The organism is Pseudarthrobacter sp. GQ63, assembly GCF_059758765.1.
Genome location: NZ_JCAXEF010000001.1, coordinates 99,981 through 124,808, shown reverse-complemented (window position 1 = coordinate 124,808; position 24,828 = coordinate 99,981). Strand labels below are relative to the sequence as shown.

Sequence of the window (24,828 nt, the reverse complement as noted above, 5' to 3'; positions counted from 1 at the left end):
TTCTATAGACTGTTACTCCCAGGAGGAGATATGACGGAACTGCAGCGCCGCCCCACCCTGATGGACGTTGCCAAGGCGGCAGGTGTTTCCCGCGCCCTGGTGTCCATCGTGATGCGGGGCGCACCCGGCGCCGCAGAATCAACCCGGCAAAAAGTCCTGGAGGCGGCCCGCGAGCTGGGCTACCGCGCGGACTCCCGGGCGCGGCTCCTCCGGAGCAGCCGAACCAAGCTCCTGGGCCTCATCTTCTCCAGTTCACAGCCCTTCCATGCGGAAATTGTGGATGCCGCATACGCCGAAGCCTCGGCCAGGGGTTATGAGATAGCGCTGAGCGCCGTGGCCACCGGCAGGCCCGAGGCCCGGGCCATCGAAACACTGCTGGACGTGGGCGCCGAAGCCCTGATCATCATCGCCCCGGCCCTCAGCCGCGAGGACCTGGCACTGCACGCGCGCCGGGTGCCGGTGGTGAGCCTCCTGCGTGAGGATGTGGGCGACCTCGTGGATTCGGTCAGCAGTGACGATTACGCCGGCATCCGGATAGCCGTTGAGCACCTGGCCAGCCTGGGCCACCGCCGGATCACCCACGTGGACGGCGGCACAGCCGTTTCCTCGGACCAGCGCCGGGAGGCGTACCGCACGGAAATGCTCCGGCACGGCCTGGAGCCCGTAATTGTTCCCGGCGGGCCGGATGAGGAAACCGGCATGCGGGCCGGGCAGGTTCTCCAGGCGGACCTGCCCACGGCCGTAATCGCCTTCAACGACAGATCGGCCCTCGGAATCATGGAGAGCTTCCGGGCTGCGGGCATCAGCATTCCGGCGGACATCTCCGTGCTCGGCTACGACGACAGCCACTTCGCCAGGCTGAGCTACGTCCAGCTTTCCTCCATCAGCCAGGACGCCCCGCTCCTTGCGGCCGCAGCCGTTGACCGCGCCGTGGACCGGGTGGAAGGGACGCTGCCGCCGGGACGCGTTGTCCGGACACCCCACCTGGTCCTCCGCAAGACCACGGGACACGCTGGTGCGCAAAAAGTGGGTCAAAACTAGGCTGATCCTGAGCCGGAATCTCCACTGCGCTGCCCAGGCGGCCTTCAGACTGGAAAAGGGGGCACTCCGGTCACCTCCTTTCTTTGTGCGCCCGTCCCCGCCGTCGCCCTTTCCACCCAAGGTGCGGCGGCACACCACCTGGAGGTCCAGTGAAGCTGTTCAGATACATCCTGTGTTTCGCCGTGCTGCTGGCCTGGGCGCTGCCCGCCGGCGCGGCCCCGGCGCACGCCGCGATGGCAGCCATCACCCTCAGCCCGAACACCGGCCCTGCCGGCACCTCCGTGACGGTCACCGGAACCGGGTTCCCCAAGAAGACCTCTGGGACAGTCAGCGCGGGAACCACCAGCGCCCTTTTCAAAACCAGCGCCTCCGGCTACTTCACGGCTGAACTGGTGATGCCTGAATCAGCCGAGCCCACCATCACCGTCCGGGCCGCAACGGCGACGGCGATCGCCTCCGCACCGTTCACCGTCACCTACAGCTCCCCCTCCATCGTCGAAGAGGAACCTGCCGAGCCGGCCCCGGCTCCCGCGCCCGCCAGCCCGCCGCCGCCCGCCCCCGCAACCCTGCGCTTCGGCGTCGGCACTCCCGGCGGTCCGCTCGCGGCGGCCGAACTGAATGAGGTCACCGCCCTTGCGGGCGAGGCGCCGTCCATCATCCTGTCCTACAAGGACTTCAACCAGGCTCCCCCCATTACGGAACTGGAGGCAGTCCGCACCCGCGGCGCCCTGACTCTGCTGACCTGGGAACCCTGGGCGTGGGGCGGCGGAACAGCGCAACCCGAGTACTCCCTGGACCGGATCACCGCCGGGGACTTCGATCCCTACCTGCGCCAGTGGGGCCAGGCGCTGGCCGGCTGGGGCCACCCCGTGATGCTGCGGTTCGGGCACGAAATGAACGGCAACTGGTACCCATGGTCGGAGCAGGTCAACGGAAACGGTTCCGGCGACTACGCGGCCGCGTGGCAGCACGTGCACGGCGTGGTGACGGCGGCGGGTGCCACCAACATCACCTGGGTGTGGAACCCCAACGTGCCGTACTGGGGGTCGGTGCCGCTGGCCGGCCTGTACCCCGGCGCGGCGTACGTGGATGCCGTGGCGCTGGACGGCTACAACTGGGGCACCTCCGCCTCGTGGAGCTCTTGGGTGTCCCCGTCCCAGCTCTTCGGCGACGGCCTGTCCCAGCTCCGGTCCCTGGCCCCGGGCAAGCAGATCCTGATCGCCGAAACATCCTCGGCCGAGCAGGGCGGCTCCAAGGCAGACTGGATCACCGCCCTGGTCAGCTACCTTTCCGCCCAGCCGGACATCACCGCAGTGACCTGGTTCCACTACAACAAGGAAACCGACTGGCGGATCAACAGCAGCACGCCGTCCGCCGACGCCTTCAAACAGGCACTGGCCGCCCGCCGGTAACGCAAAAGCAAGTGGTCCCCCCGCCGCGCCGGAAAAGTAGAGTACCGGCTACTCGTGCCCTCCGCGGGCTGTACTCATAGATTCGGGGAAAGCCCGCGCGGGTGCGGGGCGGGACCGAAGCTTACGGGGGACGAAGCGTGGCACTACAACCGGCGGACGGAACCATGCGGACAGAGCGCCCGGGGTTCCTGCTGGACCTCATCACGGGTGCGGACACTGACCTGGGTTCGGTGCGGCGGCTGGCGGAGGCCGGCGCGCAGGCCCTCGCCGGGTCCGCCGACTGCGCTGCCCTGCTGATCCGGCCCGGCGGCCCACCCGTCATTGCGGGCAACAGCACTGCCGCCGAGGCCCTGGCCACCTCCGAGGACCGGAACGGCGACGGGCCCCTGACCCATACCGTCGGCACGGCCGAAGTGGTTAAGGTGGACCGCACAACGTCCACCAGGTGGCAGGCATACCGACGGCGGCTCTCGGCTTCCGGATTCGGCGCAGCGTTGGCTCTCCCGCTTGAGCTGGAGGACCGCACCTCCTGCGCGCTGCTGTTCCTTGTCCGCGGCACCACCGGGCTGACGCCGGACCTGGTGGCCGAGGCCCGGTGGTTCGCGGAGGTGGCGGCCCAGAGCATGAAGCTGGCGCTCGAGGTGCGCAGCGTCCGGTCAGCCGGGGACAACCTGAAGACCGTCCTGGAGAGCCGCACCTCCATCGATGTGGCGTGCGGCGTGATCATGGCCCAGAACAGCTGCACTTATGCCGAGGCGTTCAGCAAGCTGGCGGGCGCGTCGCGCCAGCGGAACCTGAAGGTGCGCAGCGTTGCCGAGAATGTGGTGAAGTCACTGGCCGCCGGCGCCCCCGCAGCGCGGCTCGATCCGCCGGCCCCGGCGTAGCCTACCCCGCAGGCGCGCTGTCCGGTGAGAACGTGTAAACCCACTCCGTGGTGGTCCCCGCCGCCAGCGAGTACTTGGGAAGGGCACGCGCGGAAACAGTGACGGTGCCGGAGCCGGGATACTCGCCGGCCTTGACGGCTGCTCCGTCCCGCACGTATTCAATGCCCCTGGAGGATGGGACGGTGAAGGTGTCCTTCTTGGTGCCGTCCTTGTCCGTGAACTTCACGGCTTTGGGCAGCACAACGCCGGCCGGCAAATCCTCATTGGAGAGGTCCAGGGCCTCCGCCGCGTCCACCAGTCCGTGGCCGCAGCCTTCGGGGCAGTCAACGGCCAGCGGCCGGGCCGTGGCTTCAAGACGCTTCTCCACCATTTCGGGCGTGTAGCTGCTGCCCACCTCGGACATCAGCAGGGCGGCGATCCCGGAAACGTGGGGGGCCGCCATGGACGTGCCCTGCATAAAGGCGTAGGCCTCGAGCCCGGGGGTGGTGGCACCGAAATTGGAGGTGGAGAGGATGCCTTCGGTGAACTGGCTGGTGATGTCGCCGCCCGGTGCCGTCACATCGACGTCGTCCCCGTAGTTTGAGTAGGAGGCGCGGGCGCCGGTGCGTCCGGAGGCAGCCACCGTAATGACCTTCTTGCAGTTTGCCGGGCTCATGCCGGAGGCCGGACGGTTCGAGTTTCCGGCGGCCACCACCACGGCGGCGCCTGCTTTATGGGCGAGGTTGATGGCGTTCTGCAGCGTGACGGAGCAGGGGCCGTCCCCGCCCACGCTGAGGTTGATCACGCGGGCGGGGTTGGGGTTGACCGGCAGGCCGGCCACCTGCCCGCCGGCGGCCCAGATGATGGAATCGGCCACGTCCGATTCGTAGCCGCCGCAGGCCCCGAGGGCGCGGACGGGAAGCAGCCTGGCTTCGGGCGCCACTCCAGCGACGCCGTCGTTGTTGTTGGCCACCGCGGCGATCGTCCCGGCCACGTGGGTCCCGTGCCAGGAGGAGGTACCGCTCTCCCCGCCAATGCCGCACAGTTCCCCGGCGAACCAGTCCCCCTCGTCCTGCGGGTTGGCGTCCCGCCCGTCGCCGTCCCGCGCGTTGGCGGCGTCAACGATCATGTCGTAGCCGGGCAGCACCCGGGAATTCAGTTCGGAATGGCTGGTGATTCCGGTGTCCACCACCGCCACCACTGTCCCCTCGCCGCGGTTCACGTCCCAGGCGCCGGGGAGCCGGATGCCGGCGGCGTCATCCCACAGGTTCCACTGGACCGGGTACCCGGGATCGTTGGGGGCCTCGGCTGCCGGGTACATGATGATGTCCGGCTCGGCATAGGCCACGCCCGGGGCGGATCGCAGTGCTGCCAGGAAGGCCTCGGCTTCGGCGCCAGGAAGGGGGCGGCTGGTTTTCACCACCTGCGTGCCTGCGGCGGTGCCTTTGACCTTCTGGGCAGCGATGCCCACCCGGCCCGCTGCCATCCGCGCGGCCTCGGAGGTTGCCGCGGCTTCGGAACCAATGCCTGGACCGCCCTGGATCCCCACAATGAACTGGTCCGTGGCGGGGGACGCAGCGGGCGCCGCGCGCTGCGGGGTTGGCCGGATGTTGTCCAGTCCGCCGTCGGCACGGGCAGGAAGGGCCAGGGTTGCGTTCGCCAGGGCAGCAGCCACAGCGAGGGCGACGGCGGTGCCGGGGCTGAAGTGGTGGGTCATGGGCGGGCATCCTTCAAGGACAGGCGCCAAGCGCTGGGTGCCGGCGCGCGGACAGACTCACCCCCGCCCCGATTCTAGCCACAAGCAGGAGGGGGAAGAAGGGGCAGCGGCGAATATCCCTAACCCGCGAAAATGGTCGGCAGAGCGCCTGGGTCCATCTGAGCCGCCATCCCGAATCGCTCCGGACAGGGATTGGCACATAATGCCTGCGGGCACCCACATATTTCCAGTGTTTTGCCTTTTTTGGGAAGCAGCTCTCCATAGGATTCCTGCATGTGGACCAAACAGAGCCAGAGCTTCTGCCCCGCATGCGGCAGGACTACCCATCACGTGACTCACTTTCACAAGGACGGCGCCGGCACGCTTGTTGCCAGCGCACGTTGTGCTGAGTGCCCGCAACCGGGTATTCCCGCCGAAAACCACATGCCCGCCCCGCTATGGAAATCCCACGGCGTTCCGGCGGTCTGACATGAGTACCGGAAGCATGATCTCAGTGCCTTACCTCGCAAAGGCGAGTAACGGGTACTCGGGCGGCATGTGTTGCACAAGAGGTTAATAAATCAGCGGGGGCACCAGCTTCCTCAGGGACCTGGACGCGACAGCGTTGGGGCGGAACGTTTAAGGAGTACCGTGAAGAAATCGATCAAACGAGCCCTGGGCCAAGGGCTGGCAACAGTCCTTGTCGCCGCCGGGCTAGGAGCATTTGGGGGCCCGGCCAGCGCAGCAGAGCCACCACCGCCTCCCGCCCCGGCCGCACCAATCCATGGAACCGCCGGTTTCAACTACTCCGGTGTGGGAAATCCCCCTACCGCTGACAAGCCGCAGAGCAAGCTGTGGTGGAACGATGGCTCCTGGTGGGCGGATATGTGGACCTCGGGAGGTTGGAAGATCCACAAGCTGGACAGGGCCGCCAAGCAGTGGGTGGACACCGGAGTAGCGGTGGACAACCGTGCCAACACGTCGGCCGACACCCTCTGGGACGGCAAGAATCTCTACATCGCCCACCATGTGGTCACCATCTCCAGTGAGGGCGGACCAAAGGCGTCCCGCCCGGATTCCCCGGCCAAGCTGTACCGCTACAGCTATGCCGACGGAAAATACACGCGGAGCAGCGGGTTTCCAACCACTATCACCACCAACAGCAGTGAATCGATGACCATCGACAAGGACAGCACCGGCGCAATCTGGGCCACCTGGACCCAGGTGTCCGGCGTCCCGACCGGTGGTTACACCAGCAAGGTGTTGGTGAACAACTCGGCCTCGGGCGGCACCTCGTGGGGCACACCGCAAACCCTTACCGGGGAGAACGCCACCGTGGCTCCGGATGACATCTCGTCCGTTGTTGCCTTCGGCAAGAACAAGATCGGGGTTATGTGGTCTGACCATGTAACCGGTTCGGTCTGGTGGGCCAGTCGCACCGACGGCCAATCCCCCACCTCGTGGAACGTGCAGTCCGCCGTCCGCGGGCCGAACCAGGCTGACGACCACCTCAACATCAAGTCACTGCAGGCAGACACCACCGGCCGCGTCTTTGCTGCGGTCAAGACGAGCTTCGATATGAACTCCACGGCACGCAAGTCGGACCCGCAGTTGCAGCTGCTGGTGTTCAAGCCGGCCACGGGAGCCTTCGACAAGTTCACCATCTCCACGATCGGCGACTGCCACACCCGCCCGCAGATTGTGCTGGACCCGGAAAACAACAAGATCCATGCCTTCCAGTCGGGTCCGGCAACAACGGTATCGGGCTGCCCCTACAGCGGGACGTCCGGCGCCATCTACCAAAAGACGGCTTCCATGGATGACCCCGTTTTCGCCGCCGGCCGCGGCACCCCCGTTATCCAGGACTCCACCCCCAGCGTCAACAACGTGACCACCAGCAAGCAGCCTGTTACCAGCAAGAGCGGCATGGTGGTCCTGGCCAGCGACGACGACGACAAGCGCTACTGGTTCGCTGACTTTGGCATCGAGGGTGACGGCGATGACGGTGGCGAGTATGTACCGCCGGCAGTTTCACCCTTCGCGGATGTGGTGACAACACAGCAGTTCTACAAGGAGATCTGCTGGCTCTTCCAGAATGAGATCTCCACCGGCTGGACAGAAAACGGCATCAGGACCTACCGGGCGCTTGAGCCGGTGAACCGTGATGCGATGGCAGCGTTCATGTACCGCCTTGCCGGCAAGCCTGCCTATACTCCGCCGGCAGTGTCGCCCTTCACTGACGTTCCTCCCGGGACCGCCTACTACAAGGAAATCAACTGGCTGGCTGCCCAGGAGATCTCCACAGGGTGGGATGAGGGTAACGGCATCCGGACCTTCCGGCCGCTTTCACCCGTGAACCGTGATGCGATGGCAGCATTCATGTACCGCCTTGCCGGCGAGCCATCCTTCACTCCGCCCGTCGCGTCCCCCTTCACCGATGTTCTTCCCGGCACAGCGTTCTACAAGGAGATCACGTGGCTGGCCGCCCAAGGAATCTCCGAAGGGTGGACAGAAGAGGACGGCAGCAAGACCTACCGGGCCCTGCAGCCGGTAAACCGTGACGCTATGGCAGCGTTCATGTACCGCTTCAACGAAAAGCTGGACTTCATCTAGCACCTGCTCTACCGGGCTGCTCCCCGGAATTTGGACGGATTCCGTTCGAATTCCGGGGAGCAGCCTTTTGCGTTCCCGAACAATGCAGGGCGGGGTACGGACGGCATGGGACGCCCGGTACCCCTACTATGGAGGGGTGTCTCGGCCCGCCGCCTAGCCCAGCGCCCTATTGAGTCTGCAAGTCATTCAAGGAGTCTTCACCTTGTTTTCCCGCGTCGCCGTCATCATTCGTACCAAGGACCGGGGGCGGCTGCTCGGCCGGGCTTTGGACAGCGTCCTCGCCCAGACCTACACCGACTGGCGGATCGTCCTTGTCAACGACGGCGGGAGCCGGGCACAGGTGGATGAGGCGCTGGAACCGCGCATTGCAGACATCGGGGACAGGCTTCTGCGGCTCGACAACCAGGCCAGCCTGGGCATGGAAGCGGCGTCCAACCTTGGTATCAGGGCCGTGGACTCGGAGTTCATTGTTGTCCATGATGACGACGATGAGTGGGCTCCTGAATTCCTGGCCATCACTGTCGCCCACTTGGAACAGCATCCCGGTGACGGGGGCGTAAGCGTTGAAACGGAAATTGTCTACGAGCGCCTCACCGCCGAGGGCCGGGACATTGAAGACCGCATCATCTTCGAGCCGGATCTGCGTGAGATTACGCTGGTGGATCTGCTCCACTACAACCGGTTCGTCCCCATCTCGTTCCTCTTCCGCCGCTCGGTGTACAACGAACTGGGAGGTTTCGACGAGAACCTTCCCGTGGTGGGCGACTGGGAGTTCCACCTCCGTTTCCTTGTGCACCACCACATCGGCCTGATCAAGGGGCGGCCCCTCGCCTTCTGGAACCAGCGCCGGTCTGCCCTCAGCAGCGAGGCCAACAGCTTCATAGCACGCACGGAGGAGCACCAGCTTTTTTCCCTGAAGATCCGGGACCGCCTGGTCCGCGAACATGCCCGGGAGTTTGGACTCGGCCCCCTCCTGTACCAGCGTGAACTCCTTGCAGTGGAAACGGGCCGCCTCCACCACCGGCTGGAGGAGATCAGCCGCCAGCAGTCCGAGGGGACGGAGCAACTGGCCCGGCTGGTGGGGGACGTCGAGCAGATCCAACGCAACGTCCGGGCCGCATCCCAGCCGCTGCCCCTCCGTGCTCTCCGCTCGGTCCGCCGGCGGCTGCGGGAACGGGGAGAGCGCCAGCGCTCGTTGGACCTACACGCGTCGCGGCAGCACGCCGTCGTACATTCCCCGGCGTCCCTCGGCAAGGAGCAACGCGTTGCCGTCTTCGGCGACGTAGGCCAGCACGAATACCACGTGGGTGATGAGGCGATGACGCACGCGGCCATCGCAGCCCTCCGGAAGCGCGGCTACGAAAACTTTGTGGTGCTGACGCATGACGTCGGGCAGACGTCCGGCCTGTATGGCCTGCCAGCTGCCCCAAGGCCGGAGGTCCCGTGGAACCCCTTCGAAAGGCACCAGCTCCTGCAGGAGGTCAAACACCTTCTCGACGGCGGGCCGGCCACCGAACGCGCCGCGGACGTTGTCCGCACGTTCCAGGACGCCTTCAGTGGCTGCAGCACCCTGCTCCTGGCTGGCGGAGGCAACCTCACGTCGCAGTACGGCGGGCTCCTTTTTGAGCGCCTGGCCGCCATCCGGGTGGCCCACTCCATGGGCCTCAAAGTGGTGGTGTCCGGGCAAACCGTGGGACCGGTCCTCACAGGACCGGACCGTGCCGAAGCCGCGGAAGCACTGCGCCTGTGCAATGTAGTCGGTTCCCGCGAGCGGCACACGCATGACCTGCTGACATCCATGGATGTGGAGTCGGTCCTGGTTTTGGACGATGCAGCGTTCCTCGCCCAGGGCGTTGGCTTGGACGCCTCGGCGCTGCCGCCGTCCGGCTATATTGCTGCCACGTTTGCTCCAGGCTCGGGCGCCATGCCCCGCAACGATTACCACCGGCACATGGCACGTTTGCTCGACCTCGCGTATGAGCAGCTGCAGCTTCCCATCCTGCTTCTCCCCCACGTCTCCACCTTCGGAGCACAGGACGGGGACCAGGAGTGCCATGCCGCTATTGCACGTCTCTCCACGGCACCGGATGTCAGGATGCTGGACCAAAGGCCGGCTGAGGAGACGGCGGCCCTGACGGCCAACGCTGAACTGGTCATCTCCAGCCGCTACCACCCCGTTATTTTTGGTCTTTCCGCCGGCGTCCCTGTGCTGCCCGTTGCCGTTGACTACTACGGTGAAGTGCGGATCGGTGGAGCGCTGGAAAGCTGGGGCTTGCGGCGCCTGCTGCGCTCACTGCGCCATCTGGGGGACGGAGACGACGCCAAGTGGGTCAATTCCGTCATCGGACAACGGGCAGGGATCCGGGAGCACCTCCGGCAGCAGGGGGAGACACTGAACGCGTTCCATGAGGGCTGGTGGGATGCGGTGACGGCCGTCCTGGACGCCGGATCCACACCCGGACCGCTTACCCCGCTTCCTGTGGTGGACAGCAACCCGTCGTTGATCCTGGAACAGGCTGAAAGCCCGGAAGCCGCCCGCCTGAACGCCAGCAACGAGATAGCCATCGGTAATCTCGCTCAGCACACCGAATGGCTGCAGGGTGAGCTAAGCCAGGTGGCAGCGCGGCCGGACGGCCTTAGGGGAACCATCGCCGGGATCACCAGCTCCGGTCAGAAGCTGCTCAGCGGGACGCCGTTGCAGGCGGCCGCCGAGCGCTTCCGAACACGGATCTCGCGGTAGGGATTCTGGAACCGGCGTCACTCCATAACGATGTTCAGGCGGAACAGGAAGGCTGCCATCGCATCACGGCTGATTGCCTGCAGCGGCCGGTACAGCCGGCGGCCATCCTCCACCCAGCCCGTCGAAATAGCCTTCTCCGCGAGCCACGCCATCTCCTTGTAGAACTGCTGCCCGGTCACAACATCAGCAAAAGGGGACCCAGCAGGCGCCGTATAGTCGGGCGACCCGGCCATCCGGTACAGGAACGCAGCCATCGCGTCACGGCTGATTGACTGCAGCGGCCGGTACAGCCGGCGGCCATCCTCCACCCAGCCCTTCGAAATGCCGCTCTCGGCGAGCCACGCCATCTCTTTGTAGAACTGCTGCCCGGTAACAACATCATCAAATGGCGATTCAGCGGGCGCCGTATAGTCTGGCGACCCTGCCATCCGGTACAGGAACGCGGCCATCGCGTCACGGTTGATGGACTGCAGCGGCCGGTACAGCCGGCGGCCATCCTCCACCCAGCCCGTTGAAATGCCCCGTTGGGCAAGCCACGCCATCTCCCTGTAAAACTGCTGCCCGGTGGAAATGTCATGGAACGGCGAGACCGATGGGGCTACGTAGGCGGCGGACGTCAGGGCTGTTGCTGCATCCACCAGTCCCGCACCACAGCCCTCGGCGCAGGCTACAGGCAGCGGCCGGGCCGTGGCTTTGAGCCGTTTCTCCACCATGTCGGGTGTATAGGTGCTGCCCTTCTGGGACATCAGCAGGGCGGCCACCCCAGCTATGTGGGGTGCCGCCATGGATGTGCCCTCGAGTAGCGCATAGGCTTCCTGTTCCGGGCCGGCGGAGCCAAAGTTGGAGGTGGAAAGGATGCCTTCGGCGTAGGGGTTGGGTATGTCGCCTTGGTTGCTTGTGTCGCCGCCCGGGGCAGTCACGTCGACGGCAGGCCCGTAGTTTGAGTAGGAGGCGCGGCCGCCGTCGCGTCCGGCGGCGGCCACTGCGATGACGTTCTGGCAGTTCGCGGGGCTGGTGCCGGCTGCATTTTCGCCGGAGTTTCCGGCGGCAACCACCACGGCCGCGCCCGCCTTGTAGGCGAAGTTGATGGCGTTCTGCTGCGTGACGGAGCACAAGGGCTCTTCGCCGCCGACACTGACGTTGATCACACGCGCGGGGTTGGGGTTCACCGGCGAGCCGGCGACCTGCCCGCCGGCCGCCCAGATGATCGAATCGGCCACATCTGATGCGTAGCCGCCGCAGGCACCGATGGCGCGGACGGGGAGTAATTTGGCTTCCGGGGCGACACCGATGATGCCTTTGTTGTTGTTGCCAACGGCCGCGATTGTTCCCGCCACGTGGGTTCCGTGCCAGGAAGAGAACGGGTTCTCGCCGACGCACCAGTCCCCTTCGTCCTGCGGGTTGGCGTCGCGCCCGTTGCCGTCCCTGGCGGTTTCAACGTCGGAGACCATGTCATAACCGGGCAGGACCCGGGAGTTCAGCTCCGAGTGGCTGGTGATTCCTGTGTCCACCACCGCCACCACTGCGCCTTCACCGCGGTTGATTTCCCAGGCTTGCGGGGCGCGGATCCCCGCGGTTTCCTCCCAGAGGTTCCACTGCGCGGGGTACCAGGGATCGTTGGGAGCGACGGCGGACGGGTACATCATGATGTCCGGCTCCGCGTAGGCCACGCCGGGGCTGGAGCGCAGCGAGGCCAGGAAAGCAGCCGCTTCGGCGGCCGGAAGGGGCCGGCTGGTCTTCACCACCTGCCCGCCGGCGGCGGTGCCCTTGATGTTCCGGGCCGCGATGCCCAGCTTGCCCGCGGCCTTGCCGGCAGCCTCGGAAGTGACCGCCGCCTCGGACCCAATACCGGGACCTCCCTTGATCCCAACGATGAACTGGTCCGTGGCGGGGGCCACCGCAGGAGCAGCCGCCCGCGGCGGCGTCCTCCGGATATCGTCCAGGTGGTCATCGGCCTGGGCGGGGAGAGCTGCCAGGGTTGTGTTCGCCAGTACAGCGGCCAAGGAGATGGCGACGGCGGCGAAGGGCCGGAAGTGGTGGGTCATTGGCGGGCTTCCTTTAAGGACAGGCGCCATGCACTCGAAGCTGGCGCGGTCAGCCGGGAATCACCGGGCTGACCCCCCTCGGCGATTCTAGCGATAAGCAGGAAGCAGGTGAACGGTGCCCGCGGTAGATGACCTGCTTTCCCGGAGGAGGCAGCGTTTGTGACGAAGCGGAGGCAGCCGGGCGACGCCGGCGGCGCCCGCCATTTCCGCGGCTCCGCACGGGTGCCGTAACCTTGGAGGGATTCCTGCTTCGCTGGCGGACACACACCTGGGAGGGTTTTGTCCGGGCACCAGGGCAGGTATCCGTTTCCCATCGGTCTCACATAAGGCGCAGTCGTGAACACTACTTCTCCCCAGGGGAGCACCCTTGGCCCGCTCGAGGACCTGGGCTGGACCGCTCTCTCCGTCAGCGTGGCGCTGGTCCTGCTGCCCGCGATCGGCCTGAAGGCGCTGGGCCAGGCCTTCTTCCCGAAGACTCCCAAAGCTGAAGAACGCCACTACCTGATCCAATAATGCCCCGCCAGCACGCCAGCAGCACCAGACATTTTGCAGCGCTCTCCGCCGCGGCGGCCGCGCTGCTCGCCCTTGCAGGCTGCGTTCCCGCCTCGAGCCCGGCACCGGGGACCACCGGCACTGCCAGCGCAGGAACCACGCTGCCCGGCTCCCACGTCCACGGCATCGCCGTCAGCGGCGAAACCAGCCAGGTACTCCTGGCCACACACGACGGCCTGTTCGACGTCACCACCGCCCCGGCCACCAAAATCGGCGGCACCAACGACCTCATGGGCTTCACCCCCGGCCCCTCCGACGGCGTCTTCTACGCCTCCGGCCACCCCGGCCCGGGTTCGGACCTGCCCAACCCCCTGGGCCTGCTGAGATCGTCCGACGGCGGCAAGACCTGGGAGCAGCTCTCGCGGCAGGGCGAATCCGACTTCCACGCGCTGACCGCCACCCAGGCGGGAATCGTGGCCTTCGACGGCGCCTTGCGGACCAGCCCTGACGGCAAGGCCTGGAGCACAGTCGCCGCAGATTTCGCCCCGGCCGTCCTCGCCGGCCACCCGGACAGCACCACCGTCCTGGCCACCACCCAGGGCGGCATCCAGCGCTCAACGGACTCCGGCAGCACCTGGACGCCGCTGGAGAACGGCCCGGTGGTCCAGTTCGCGGCGTTCGCCCACCCGGCGGAAGCCGTGGGCGTAGAACCGGACGGCACTGTCCACTACTCCGCAGACGCCGGCGAAACGTGGACCGAACAGGGCCGCATCGACGCCGAAGTCATGGCAATCGCCGCCCTCAAAGGCGAGGACGGCCGCCCCTGGATCTGGGCCGCCACGGCGGACGGGGTCATCGTGTCCACGGATGGTGGCATGACGTTCCGGCCCGCAGACGCGGACTGAGCAGGCGCGGACTGAGCAGCCGCCTGCGGCCGCCCGCCTAGTGGCGCGCCCTGAACCGGATCAGTCCCGCCGCCAGGAGGCCCACTCCGCCAAGAGAGGCCAGCATCCCGCCAAGGGCTGCAACGTATTCGGTGATGGTCATTGTCTCCACTCCCCTTCCGTACTGCCTGGGTGCCCAAACTACGCCCGGAGGCTCAGGATTGGGCGAAGGATCGCCCGCGTGTTTGGTCAAGATCTGTGCAGTTCCCTGCCACGGACACCAGGCGGGAATGCACGACGGCGGTGCGCGCCGCCGTCGTACACGTCGCCTAAATGTTCACCTTCCGTTAGCTTTCGCTTGATATGCAGGACGCGTGGCCTCCTCCCCTCCGTCCCGTCTCCGCTGTGAAGCCGTCCACGCCCACGCTGGGTGACCTCGGTTTCGAGGCGATGGTCCTGAGCGGCGACACGCCCTCGGGAGAGATCGAGGCGCTGTTCCGGGAGGACCGCGGGCTCCGGGCCGTGGTGGTTGAGGTCCGGGGAATACCCACCCTGCTGACGCGGGACCAGCTTGACCACCAGATGACCGGGCGGCTGGGCTACGGGCGCGCGTTGAACGCCCGCGTGACGGCGGAGGCGCTGGTGCCCTGCACCACCTTCAGCCTGCCGCCGTCCCTGGACCTTCGGGCGGCCGCCGCCGCGCTGCTGGACCGGCCTGAGGAGAGCAGGTACCAGGATGTGCTCGTGGTTCCCGCATCGGGGAGCCCGCGCGTGGTGCCCGTCTCGCAGGTCCTGGAGGGCCTTTCGGATGTGTTCCGGTATGCCGCGCTCCATGACCCCCTCACGGGCCTGGCCAACCGGCTGGGACTCGAAGAGTCAGGGCAGGCCCTGCTGGCCGGCTCCGGTTCTGCCCGGACGGCGGCGCTCTACGTGGACCTGGATGATTTCAAGGTCATCAACAACACGTTCGGGCACAGGGCCGGGGACAGTGTGCTCACGGCCTTCGCTGCGAGGCTTAGGGCCTGCACCAGGGCCGCGGACAGGGTGGCCCGGCTGGGCGGGGACGAGTTCGCCGTGCTGCTGGCCGACGTCGATGAAGCCAGTGCCCGCGCTCTCGCGGACCGGATCCTCCGTGTCCTGGATGAGCCGTTCGTCCATGACGGACACCTGCTCCACGTCTCCGCCACCCTGGGGCTGGCCATGGCCGCCGATGTCGGGGCAGGCGATCCTGGGGCACGCGACGGCGGGGCAGGTGTCAGGGCCGGCGGGCAGGAGCCCGGGACGCAGCTCGAAGACCTGCTGCGCCAGGCGGATGCGGCAATGCTGCAGGCCAAACACGAAGGCAAGCGCAGGCTGGGCCGCATCGATCCTTCCCGGCCGGAAAGCCGCTTCGCCCGCCAGGCCCTGATCCGCCGTCGGCTGCCCCACGCACTCAGCAGCGCAGCGTTCAGCCTCCACTACCAGCCGCTGTTGGACATTCCCACCGGTGAGTGCCCCGCGGTGGAGGCTCTGCTGCGCTGGCACGACCCTGAACTGGGCGCCGTCTCCCCCACCGAGTTCATCCACGTGGCCGAGCACACCGGCATGATCCACGCGGTGGGCCAGTGGGTCATAGACCAGGCCTGCGCGCAGGCCCGGCTGTGGGCGGACGCCGGCACGCCGCGGGCCATTTCGGTGAATATTTCGCCGCTGCAGCTTGCCGCCGGAAACCTGGCCACGGTCATCCACGGATCCCTGCAACGGCACGGGGTGCCGCCCTCACTGCTGAACGTCGAGATCACGGAGAGCGCCGCCATCGTGGATCTTTCGTCTGCGGCGGCACAGCTGCGCACGCTGATCGGGGCGGGCATTGGGGTGGCCCTGGACGACTACGGGACGGCGTACTCGTCCCTCTCACTGCTCAGGGAGCTTCCCCTCACCGGGCTGAAGCTGGACAAGTCCTTCATCGACACCATCGATACCGATCCCACCTCGGCTGTTCTGGTGGCCAACGTCATGGCGTCCGCCAGGGCCCTGGGCCTCCGAACCACCGCCGAGGGCGTGGAGCGGGAAACGCAGCTGGCAGTCCTGCGCGAGCTGGGCTGCGACACCGCCCAGGGGTACCTCATCGCGCGGCCGCTGCCGCCGGCTGAGCTCGATGTGCTCAGCCGGCGGCGAGTGCCATGATTCCGGCGGCCGTGCTCTCCGCTGCGCCGTGCTGGACGATGTGCGGCTTTCCAGGAATTTCGAGGTAGCGCCCGTCCGGGGCGGTGGCGGCGAGTTTCCCGCACCAGGACCGGGAGGCCACGGGATCCTTGGAGCCGCGGAGCACCAGGACCGGCTGTGCCACCTGGGCCAGGCTTCCTTCGAGGTCGTAGGACATCATGACCGGAAGTTCGGTGAGGTACCAGCGCATGCCGGCGCGGACGTAGTCGGTGAACACGATGGCATTGCCCACGGGGCTTTCCCTCAGCGAATCCAGGCCCAGGGCCAGGGTCTGCTGGCGGACGGTCCGGCGGGCCGAGTCCACCACCGGGCCCAGGAGCACCACGTGGGACACCATGCCCGGGTGGCGGACCGCGAGTTCCGTGGCGAACTGGGAGCCCATGGAGTGGCCCACCACCACCACCCGGCCGGCGCCCATTTTTTGCAGCGTTGCGGCGATGACGTCGGCGTAGTCGGAGATGCTGAGCTGCCGGTCCGGGCGCGGCGTGGCACCGAATCCGGGCAGGTCGATGGAGTGTGTGTCCCCGTGTCCGGACAGGACAATCTGGAGCCTGCGGAAGTAGCGGTGGGACATGCCTATGCCGTGGAGCAGCACGTACACAGGACCACCTTCCGGCGGCCCTGCAAGGGAGTGCACGTGCGAGGTCAGGGACCCCGTGGTGACAACCCTTGGCGTCAGCGGCTGGCGCATCCAGGAGAGAGGTCCGCTGGACTTCGGCGGTTCGGTGGAGTTGTGCTGGTGGTTGGTCTCGGTGTGCACCGATGTTCCCTTCATTGGGGGCCGTGCCGGCGGGTGGTCAGCCAAGGGTGGCGAGGGCGGCGGGGGCGCACCGGATGGTTACCGCGGTGTCCGCGTCAACGGATTTCACTTCGCCGTCGATCTGGTACGGGATGGGTTTGAGGGTGGTGAACCCGTAGCTGCTGACGCTCGGCTGATCGCCCAGGCCCCGGGTTGCTGCCCGCAGCGCCGTCAGCAGGATCCGCAGCTTTGAGCGGTGCGGGAAGGTCACCACTTCGAATTTGCCGTCCTGGAGCCTGTGGTCAGCTTCGCTGAGGGTGGCGTATTTGGCCATCTGGGCGATGTTGGCAAAGACCAGGCTGTCGAACTTGCGGCGCCTGCCCTCTGTGTGGCGGATCTCGAACGGCTTGAACTTCGAGAACGTGCGCATCACGGAGACCATTTCCTTCAGCGCGCCCTTGCTGCCCTTTTCCAGGTCGATCGCCATGACCGGGGTCAGGCCGAAGCCGATGTAGGAGTGGGCGTACTCAGAGGGCGCGTCAGGCCCGTCGCCTGTGCTGATGCGCAGGAGGTCGATGTGCCGGACGGAGCCGCTGGCAATGGCTTCCTCCAACGGCTGGGTGCCGGTTGTGCGCCGGTGGTCGTTGGCGTTGCCGGCCGCCATCACGGCACAGACGGCGTCAGGGTTGCCGGCCTGCATGACGCCGTTGACAACTTCGTTGTAGCCGCCGTCGCCGCTCACCGAAATGACCAGCACGTTCCCTCCTCCGCGGGCAGCGTCACGGGCCAGTTCCACGGCATGGCCGGCATGTCCTGTGGGCTGAAGGGTGATGCTGGCGGCGTAGGGAAGGCGGTCTTCCAAGTCCGAGCGCAGCTGCTCGGCGAGCGTGGGGGCGTCGCCGGTGCTGTTGGGGTTGAAGATGATGACGATTGATTCGAACGTGCGTGCAGTTTTCATGGGTGGCTTTCGTGGTGCCGCCTGCCGTGTGGGGCGGGGTGATGCACCGGTTTGCGGGGACAGCCGGGAGGGAAGGGCTGCGACGTGGTCCAGGGTGGTGTCCACGACCCTGGAGACGCTGCACTGCGAGCAGTGGACGGCGACGGCGAGGGAGCCTGCCTGCCTGCCGGTGATGCCGGGGAACTCGACCATCAGGTGCTGGTCGGTATCGCAGTTGGCGCACCAGGGGCGCTTTCCGCGTGGCTGGTGGACATCCCTGGGCACGTAACTGGTGGCTGCGTGTGTGGTCAAGACGGTCAACGCGGTCAGACCACGGCCTGGTGGGTGGCGTCTTCGGGGACCGGGTAGGCGGGTGCTGCTGCCATGGTGGCTCTTCTCAAACGACGTACAAACAAAAGTGGGAAAGGGGACAATCCTGGCGCGGCACCGGAGGGGTGCCGCGCCAGGATCGTTCAGTTCCCGGCACTGGGCCGGGAGCGGGTGTTAGGCGTGGGTGTTGTGGACCCGATTGCCGGCCTTCGCCAGGCCGCGGGCCACCATCAGGCCAACCGTGAGGAAGGTAATGTACTGCATGGCCTGGCTGGCGTTGAAGACGTCGACGCCGTTCTCGCTGCCGTCATCCCCCACCACAGCGGCGGTGATGATCGTGGCAATGACGGCGGCAACGTAGACGGCGAACTCGAGGGTCCGCGTTGAGATCTTGATGTCGTTGGCGTTGCGCACCGGGGCGGCGTGGTTGTTCTGGGTGTGGGTAGACATGTGTTTCTCCTGGGATGGCGTGAGCGGCCGTGGCGGCCATGCAAACTCTGATCCCTCTACTGAAACCATGTTGACAAATTCTCTACACTGTAGACTTTATGCGTAGACTAGATAATAAGCAAGCTGAGGAATCGTCCAAGCGGAGATCCCCGACGCCCAACAGGATGGATTCTTTATGGCCGACAGTGCCGGCAGTCAAGCAGGTTCCCGGAAAGCGCCCCTGAGCAGGGAGCTTGTCCTTTCCACTGCCCTTGCACTGGTTGACGCTGAAGGACTGGATGCCTTGACCATGCGGCGCCTGGGGCAGGAGCTGGACCGGGATCCCATGAGCCTGTACCGCTACGCCGCCAACCGCGCGGCCCTGTTGGACGGCGTTTCCGAACTGGTCCTGGACGAGCTGGCGATCTTCCCTGACGATCCCGACTGGCAGTCGCAGCTCCGCAAAATCGCCCATGACCTGCGGCTGCTGGCGCTGCGGCACCCCAACGTGGTGCCGCTGCTGGTCACCCGCCCGCTCTCCACTCCCCTGGGGCTGCGCCCGCTGGGTACCCTCCGCCCGCTGGAACAGATCCTTGCCCTGCTGATTGAGGCCGGCTTCACGCCGGCTGTGGCCCTGCATGTCTACCGCGCCTACTACGGCTTCCTGTACGGCCATATCCTGAACGAGCTCCAGGAGTACATCGTTGACCCGGACGAGAATGAGGCCATCCTCCGCCTTGGCCTCCACCGCCTGCCGGCGAAAAGCTTTCCGCACCTCCGGGCGCTGGGCCCCGTCCTGGCCGACTACGACGGCGCCGCTGAGCTGGACCAGGGGCTCGCCATCCTGCTCTCCGGACTGGCCGGCCAGCTCTCCGCGGGGCAAAGGGAAAGCCCCTCCTAGGAGGGGCCTTCAACGTAGTGGTCAATTGTCTTACGGTCTAGGTCAGCGGTGATGCACTCCCCCTTCCCGGACGCCCCCTGGCGCCCATCCGGACTATGACAAAACTGACTTTAGTAACTGGATTCCGTCAAGTAAAGGGGTCCGGGCCAAGTAATTTGGCCAACCCATTCACCCGTCCCGTCATGCCTGGTCACCGGCGTGCACGCGGCCGGCTGCCACGAGTTCACGCCCGCGTTCCGCGGAGCCTTCACCGGTACGTTCCGCGGTGCGTCCGGGAGAAGAAGGCACGACGGCGGACTCCAGCCTTGCGTTGGCCCAGCGGCGGACGGGCGTTTCCACCAGGCGGTGGGACGCGATAGCCAGCAGCACGGTCAGGGCCGCGGCCAGCGCCACCCTGAGCCACAGCGAGGGGACGAGCGGCATCAGCAGCAGGTAGACCGGCAGGTGCCAGAGGTAGATCGCGTAGGACAGGTCCCGGCCCGGCCCGGCAAGCCACGGGTGGCTGAGCACCCGTCCCGCAAACCCGGCCGGCTGCAGGAGGAGTGATCCGATCAGCACCGCGGACAGCAGGGACAGCACCGTGGGCCCAACCGTCCAGAAGGCGCTGAACCAGAGGCCGGGGGTGTCCGGCTCCTTCAGCAGGAACACGGCGGCCAGGAGGGCGGTTCCGGCAAGCGGCCCGGCCCAGCGCGCTGCGTTCCGGAGGGATTCGTGGGGCCGTGATCCGGGGGTGACGGTGGTGAAGGCGAGGGCCAGGGTGCACCCGATCAGCAGCTCGTCCGCCCGGGTGTCCGGGCCGTTGTAGAGGCGGTTCAGCGGGGCCCCGAGCAGCACTAGGACGAACCGTTCCAGCATGAACGCCGCGGCCAGCCCGGCGGTGATCCAGGCAACCGTCCGGACCTTCCAGAACCGCAGCAGCACCAGCAGGAGCACCGGCCACACCAGGTAGAACTGTTCCTCCACGGCCAGGGTCCAGGCGGGGCCGAGGGTTTCACCGGCGATGGACTCGCCGAACAGCCCGATCCTCGCCAGGTTCATCACGTAGCCGGCGGCCGGGAGGACATAGCCTTCCTGGCCGGCCCACTTGGACGCCGGGAACACCACGCCCACTGTGACGATCACGCCGCACAGCGCCAGCAGCGCCGGCCAGAGCCTGGCAAGCCGCTTGGCGTAGAAGATCCCCAGCCGCAGCCGGCCGGTGGCCAGGTACTCCTTCATGATCAGGAGGGTGATCACAAAGCCGCTGAGGGTGAAGAACACGTCCACGCCGATGGATCCGCCCGGGACCAGCTCGGTGACGGTATGGAAGAAGAAGACCCCCGCCACGGCGATGGTCCGGAGCCCGTCCAGGGCGTGCTTCCGCCCGGAGATGAGCCCGCCGCCGGACGCGGCCGGACGTTCCGGAGCTGACAAATTTCCACTGCTTGACCTAAAAACCACCCATCAAGCATATATAACGTTTCGGTAACTGCGCTGGGCGGAAGCTGGACGTAAGCTCCACGCACCCCAGGCAAACGCGTACGACGGCGGCGCGTGCCGCCGTCGTACGCCTCACCTTAGGCCCGGCTCTGGTCCCTGTAGATGCTGAAGCCGCCGCTTAGCGGCGGGTAGCGCGTTCCACGATCTCGTGGGCGATGGCGTAGACCTTTTTGTTCGTATCCTGGCTTTGCTGGCTCATGATGTCGTAAGCCTTGTCGGCGGTTATGCCCAGGCGTCCCATCAGGACTCCCTTGGCCTGTTCGATGACGGCCCGGTTGAGGGCGGACGCAGCCACGGCCTCGGTTGCGAGCTGGTGGCGGTCGGAATGGATGGACTGGGTGAGGTCCACCACCACGCCCCACACGCCCACAGGCGCACCACCCTCAAGGATGTAGTCCGCGGAGAAAAGCAGTTTGTGCTGGCGGTCCTTGAGGTCGCGGATGGACACGTAGATGGACGACGGGCCTCCGACCGCTGCGACGCGGTCCCAGTAGGCCTGGACAGCGGGCCGGTCCGCAGGCTCGATATGGGCGAAGGCCATGTCCATGGAAGGGACAACGTCGCCGCGTTCGTATCCGTAGATGCGGTACAGGCCTTCCGACCAGTGGAAGACGCCCTCTGCGAAGTAGTACTCGACGAGTCCCGTGGGACAGTCCAGAAAGTCATCGTGGGGGATTTTTGCTGACGAAAGTGCGGGGGAATTGTTGCTGGATGTCACTGCGGGCCATTCGGTGTGCTCTGTCCGGGCTTCCCCCGGCCCGGAAACTTAAAGGATGAGAACATCCTAAACGAGGGAACACTCCGCCCAGGCAGCGGCAGCATCATCCGCGTTCAGCCGCCGGTGCGTGCCGCATTTGCCTACCGCGTCAGGGCGAAGGCGGCCACCGCCAGGACCACCAGGACAAAGATGCCAAGGACGGCAAGCTGCCGCCTGCTGCCCTTCGCGGGCCCCGGCCCTCTTCTGCGGCCGTGCTTCCGGTTCATTGCATCTGCCATGCGCCGACTCTACGGAGCCCCGTGCACAGGCGCCCGCGTATTGCCTACTTGTCCTCTGAGAGTCCACTACTGGCTTAAGCGGGCCGGCACCAAGGCCGCCTGCGGATATCCGCAGACTTCCAATAAGTGGTTTCCCTCGGGGACCCGCGTTCGTATGATTCATCCATGCACGTCCGGCTCAGGAACGTACAGGTGGTAGCCAGTTCTCCTTCCAGCAGGAATGGTGATGATGCTCAAGAAGACCGAAACGCAGGCACTCACGGACGTGGTGGACCGGCTCGCCGCGCACTTCCCCGGCCAGCCGCGCTCCGTCATTGAGGATGTGGTTGCCCATGAACACAGCCTGTTTGATGAGGGCCGCGTCCGGGACTACATCCCCATCCTGGTTGAACGCGCCGCGAAGCTCCGGCTGGCCCGCCAGCACCTTTTGATCCCGGCACCGTTAAGCCAGTAACGGCGCAGTAACGCGCGTCTGGTCAACTCGATCCTGTATTCCCTCGCATGTGAGGACGGGGTCATGGAACAGGGGTGGAGTTCCCTCCGGGTGGCGGGCCTGGCGCTGGACGTTCCCAGCGCGCTGGCACCCTCGCCCGAGCGCGGCATCGAGGGCAGCGCCGCTGTCCTGGAGGGTGCCGGCATGCGCCTGACCGTTGATGCGAGCCTCTTCGCCGATCCCCTCACCCGCTATGCAGCCAAACCCGGCTACGAACACTGGCGGGAAACCGTAGGCAGCAGCATCGCTGACTTTGTCGTGTTCGAGGAAGGCGGCACCCGCACCGTTGCCGCCACCATCCCCGGCCGCGCCACCGCCGTCGTCCATCTGCCCGCCGGCGCCCAACGGGACGTCGCCCTGCAGATCCTGCGAAGCATCAGAACAGATGAAGGAGAATCCAATGCCTGAAGAGCAGTACCCCGGCGCCCCGTACCTCGCCGCCGTCGAAACCACCTCCCCCGGCGAGCGCCATGCCGGCTTCAGCAAAGTGCAGACGTACCTCGAGCGGTTCGGCTACCTGGGCCCAGCCACGCCCCGGGAACTGGGCGTCCTGGATGACCCCACCGAAGGGGCCCTCCGGAGTTTCCAGGAGTTCTTCCACCTGCCGGTCACGGGCGTTTTCGACGACGCCACCCGCGAAGCCATGATGCGGCCGCGCTGCGGGCTTCCCGATGTGCGGCCGGGCGAACTCGCCTTTTCCACCACGTGTGCGTGGGCGGACCGGACCCTGACGTACGCGTTCGACACCGGCACGGACGACGTCGCCGGCAACGCCGAGTTCGATGCCATCCGGCGCGCCATCCAGACTTGGCAGGCCGTGGGCGGGCTGACCTTCACCGAGGTGGCCGTGGGTTCCAGCCCGGACATCCGCATCGGGTGGCGGCCGGCCGCGGACCCGGACCACTCCATGGTGGGCGGCGTCCTGGCCCACGCGGACTTTCCGCCGGGCTGCAGCGTCATCACCACCACGCTGCCCAAGCCGGTCCACTTCGATGACAGCGAGCATGTGTGGAGCGTCGGCGCCGTGGCCAGCGCCTTCGACATCGAAACGGTGGCACTGCACGAATTCGGCCACATCGTGGGGCTGGCGCACACCAGCGTGGCGAACGCCGTGATGGCACCCACCGTGTCCTCCAACTTCACCAAGCGTGCCCTCACCCAGGACGACATCGACGGTTTCCGGGCCCTGTACCCGGCGGCCCCCGCGGCCTGGTCCGGCTGGAACTCCCTTGGCGGCGTCATCACCTCGGACGTGACCGTGGCCAACAACAAGGACGGCCGGATGGAGGCCTTCGCCCGGGGAAGAGACGGCGCCGTGTGGCACCGCTGGCAGACCACCCCCAGCGGCGACTGGTCCGGCTGGAACTCCCTGGGCGGGGTGATCACCTCCGAGATCGCCGCGGCCAACAACCAGGACGGCCGGCTGGAGATCTTTGCCCGGGGCACGGACAACGCCCTCTGGCACCGGTGGCAGACCGCACCCAACGGGAACTGGGCGGGCTGGAACTCCCTGGGCGGCGGCATCACCGGGCCCGCGGCGGTTGGGCGCAACGCGGACGGGCGGCTGGAAGTTTTCGCCCGCGGCAACGACGGCGCCGTGTGGCACCGCTGGCAGACCGCGCCGAACGGCAACTGGGCCGGCTGGCGCTCCCTGGGCGGGGTGATCACCTCCGAGATCGCGGTGGGCAGGAACGCGGGCGGCCGGCTGGAGATTTTCGCCAGGGGCACGGACAACGCCCTTTGGCACAAATGGCAGACCGCGCCCAACGGCAACTGGTCCGACTGGCGCTCCCTGGGCGGCATCCTCACCTCCAACATCACCACCGGCAGCAACGCCGACGGCCGCCTGGAGGTCTTTGTCCGCGGCACGGACAACGCCCTCTGGCACAAGTGGCAGACGGCACCGAACAGCGGCTGGTCGGACTGGCGTTCCCTGGGCGGGCTGCTGACGTCGGACATCGCCGCGGGCAGGAACGCGAGCGGCCGCCTGGAGGTCTTTGTCCGCGGCACGGACAACGCCCTCTGGCACAAATGGCAGACCGCACCGAACAGCGGCTGGTCCGACTGGCACTCCCTGGGCGGCATCCTCACGTCCAACATCACCGTGGGCACCAACGCCGACGGCCGCCTGGAAGTCTTTGTCCGCGGCACCGACAACGCCCTCTGGCACAAGTGGCAGACCAGGCCGTTCCTGACCGAGGAGTCCACCGGGGCGTCCGGCGCCGCCTCCATGACCGGGGAGGGCGGCGGGGACACGGCCGGTGCCCTGGAACAGACAGTGGAGATGCCGGCCGGCGCCATGGAGGAGAGCGTCACCACCAACGGACATCAGCAGCCCGCGGGCATGCCGGGTGGCAGCATGGACGGCGGTTCAAAGGACAGCGGTTCAAAGGACGGCGCCGCCAAGGAGTCCGCGGGCAGCCGCGGCGTCGCCGTCAAGGAGCAGGAGAAGATGCCGGCGGGAAGCATGGGCGCCTGACCAGCTCCAGGACTGAAACGTACGACGGCGGCGCGCGGCCGCCGTCGTACGCTC

20 protein-coding genes are annotated in these 24,828 nt (G+C 66.9%); 12 read left to right on the top strand and 8 right to left on the bottom strand.

Features of this window, described 5'->3' with window-relative positions:
* The first annotated feature begins 30 nt into the window (after positions 1 to 30).
* From AC6CHP_RS00600 to AC6CHP_RS00590, 3 genes are all read left to right on the top strand, one after another.
* Entirely contained in the window at positions 31 to 1,041 is a 1,011-nt protein-coding gene (locus AC6CHP_RS00600; RefSeq protein ID WP_498227751.1) for a LacI family DNA-binding transcriptional regulator, read from the top strand.
* A gap of 149 nt (positions 1,042 to 1,190) precedes the next feature.
* Complete coding sequence (locus AC6CHP_RS00595) at positions 1,191 to 2,453, top strand: glycoside hydrolase family 26 protein (RefSeq protein ID WP_498227749.1); 1,263 nt, start codon at positions 1,191 to 1,193, stop codon at positions 2,451 to 2,453.
* Positions 2,454 to 2,590: 137 nt separating this feature from the next.
* On the top strand, positions 2,591 to 3,337 hold the full coding sequence (locus AC6CHP_RS00590) for an ANTAR domain-containing protein (protein WP_498227748.1): 747 nt from the start codon (positions 2,591 to 2,593) through the stop codon (positions 3,335 to 3,337).
* 1 nt (position 3,338) lies between these two features.
* On the opposite strand, the gene AC6CHP_RS00585 is transcribed toward AC6CHP_RS00590, so the two are convergent.
* Positions 3,339 to 5,033, bottom strand: coding sequence for a S8 family peptidase (locus tag AC6CHP_RS00585; RefSeq protein ID WP_498227747.1), 1,695 nt, complete (start codon positions 5,031 to 5,033; stop codon positions 3,339 to 3,341).
* A 630-nt stretch (positions 5,034 to 5,663) separates the two neighbouring features.
* Here AC6CHP_RS00585 and AC6CHP_RS00580 point away from each other — a divergent pair.
* Together AC6CHP_RS00580 and AC6CHP_RS00575 are read left to right on the top strand one after the other, a co-directional pair.
* Positions 5,664 to 7,625, top strand: coding sequence for an S-layer homology domain-containing protein (locus tag AC6CHP_RS00580; protein WP_498227746.1), 1,962 nt, complete (start codon positions 5,664 to 5,666; stop codon positions 7,623 to 7,625).
* Between the two features lie 202 nt (positions 7,626 to 7,827).
* Positions 7,828 to 10,365, top strand: coding sequence for a polysaccharide pyruvyl transferase family protein (locus tag AC6CHP_RS00575; protein WP_498227745.1), 2,538 nt, complete (start codon positions 7,828 to 7,830; stop codon positions 10,363 to 10,365).
* A gap of 17 nt (positions 10,366 to 10,382) precedes the next feature.
* On the opposite strand, the gene AC6CHP_RS00570 is transcribed toward AC6CHP_RS00575, so the two are convergent.
* Entirely contained in the window at positions 10,383 to 12,410 is a 2,028-nt protein-coding gene (locus AC6CHP_RS00570) for a S8 family peptidase (protein WP_498227744.1), read from the bottom strand.
* Between the two features lie 336 nt (positions 12,411 to 12,746).
* On the opposite strand from AC6CHP_RS00570, the gene AC6CHP_RS00565 reads away from it, so the two are divergent.
* The 3 genes from AC6CHP_RS00565 (at position 12,747) to AC6CHP_RS00555 (ending at position 15,952) form a co-directional block, all read left to right on the top strand.
* The gene (locus AC6CHP_RS00565) at positions 12,747 to 12,923 is read left to right on the top strand and encodes a hypothetical protein (RefSeq protein ID WP_498227742.1); all 177 of its coding nucleotides are present in this window, start codon (positions 12,747 to 12,749) and stop codon (positions 12,921 to 12,923) included.
* On the top strand, positions 12,923 to 13,807 hold the full coding sequence (locus AC6CHP_RS00560) for a F510_1955 family glycosylhydrolase (RefSeq protein ID WP_498227740.1): 885 nt from the start codon (positions 12,923 to 12,925) through the stop codon (positions 13,805 to 13,807). The genes AC6CHP_RS00565 and AC6CHP_RS00560 overlap by 1 nt, the downstream gene beginning before the upstream one ends.
* Before the next feature lie 384 nt (positions 13,808 to 14,191).
* Positions 14,192 to 15,952, top strand: a complete 1,761-nt coding sequence (locus tag AC6CHP_RS00555; RefSeq protein WP_498227738.1) for an EAL domain-containing protein — start codon at positions 14,192 to 14,194, stop codon at positions 15,950 to 15,952.
* Here the strand turns inward: AC6CHP_RS00555 and AC6CHP_RS00550 are convergent.
* From AC6CHP_RS00550 to AC6CHP_RS00540, 3 genes are all read right to left on the bottom strand, one after another.
* Positions 15,930 to 16,751, bottom strand: coding sequence for an alpha/beta fold hydrolase (locus AC6CHP_RS00550; RefSeq protein ID WP_498227736.1), 822 nt, complete (start codon positions 16,749 to 16,751; stop codon positions 15,930 to 15,932). The genes AC6CHP_RS00555 and AC6CHP_RS00550 overlap by 23 nt on opposite strands.
* Before the next feature lie 37 nt (positions 16,752 to 16,788).
* Positions 16,789 to 17,979 carry a diacylglycerol/lipid kinase family protein gene (locus AC6CHP_RS00545; RefSeq protein ID WP_498227734.1) on the bottom strand — a complete coding sequence of 397 codons (1,191 nt, stop codon included), beginning with the start codon at positions 17,977 to 17,979 and terminating at the stop codon, positions 16,789 to 16,791.
* Positions 17,980 to 18,171: 192 nt separating this feature from the next.
* Positions 18,172 to 18,447 (bottom strand): hypothetical protein, encoded by a 276-nt coding sequence (locus AC6CHP_RS00540; protein WP_104184486.1) that lies wholly within the window; start codon positions 18,445 to 18,447, stop codon positions 18,172 to 18,174.
* A 175-nt stretch (positions 18,448 to 18,622) separates the two neighbouring features.
* Between AC6CHP_RS00540 and AC6CHP_RS00535 the strand changes: the two genes are divergently transcribed.
* Positions 18,623 to 19,327, top strand: coding sequence for a TetR/AcrR family transcriptional regulator C-terminal domain-containing protein (locus tag AC6CHP_RS00535; protein WP_174180632.1), 705 nt, complete (start codon positions 18,623 to 18,625; stop codon positions 19,325 to 19,327).
* 180 nt (positions 19,328 to 19,507) lie between these two features.
* Here the strand turns inward: AC6CHP_RS00535 and AC6CHP_RS00530 are convergent, their stop codons facing one another.
* From AC6CHP_RS00530 to AC6CHP_RS00520, 3 genes are all read right to left on the bottom strand, one after another.
* Positions 19,508 to 20,740: an acyltransferase family protein gene (locus tag AC6CHP_RS00530; protein WP_498227732.1), complete on the bottom strand. Its 1,233-nt coding sequence runs from the start codon at positions 20,738 to 20,740 to the stop codon at positions 19,508 to 19,510.
* Positions 20,741 to 20,924: 184 nt separating this feature from the next.
* On the bottom strand, positions 20,925 to 21,524 hold the full coding sequence (locus tag AC6CHP_RS00525; protein ID WP_498227730.1) for an ANTAR domain-containing protein: 600 nt from the start codon (positions 21,522 to 21,524) through the stop codon (positions 20,925 to 20,927).
* Positions 21,525 to 21,664: 140 nt separating this feature from the next.
* Positions 21,665 to 21,802 (bottom strand): hypothetical protein, encoded by a 138-nt coding sequence (locus AC6CHP_RS00520; protein ID WP_188727134.1) that lies wholly within the window; start codon positions 21,800 to 21,802, stop codon positions 21,665 to 21,667.
* A 226-nt stretch (positions 21,803 to 22,028) separates the two neighbouring features.
* Here AC6CHP_RS00520 and AC6CHP_RS00515 point away from each other — a divergent pair, with 226 nt between their 5' ends.
* The 3 genes from AC6CHP_RS00515 (at position 22,029) to AC6CHP_RS00505 (ending at position 24,774) form a co-directional block, all read left to right on the top strand.
* Positions 22,029 to 22,256, top strand: coding sequence for a three-helix bundle dimerization domain-containing protein (locus AC6CHP_RS00515; RefSeq protein ID WP_229675182.1), 228 nt, complete (start codon positions 22,029 to 22,031; stop codon positions 22,254 to 22,256).
* A 63-nt stretch (positions 22,257 to 22,319) separates the two neighbouring features.
* On the top strand, positions 22,320 to 22,703 hold the full coding sequence (locus AC6CHP_RS00510) for a hypothetical protein (RefSeq protein WP_188727132.1): 384 nt from the start codon (positions 22,320 to 22,322) through the stop codon (positions 22,701 to 22,703).
* The gene (locus AC6CHP_RS00505; RefSeq protein WP_498227728.1) at positions 22,696 to 24,774 is read left to right on the top strand and encodes a DUF8189 domain-containing protein; all 2,079 of its coding nucleotides are present in this window, start codon (positions 22,696 to 22,698) and stop codon (positions 24,772 to 24,774) included. Before AC6CHP_RS00510 ends, AC6CHP_RS00505 begins: the two co-directional genes overlap by 8 nt.
* Positions 24,775 to 24,828: the final 54 nt, after the last annotated feature.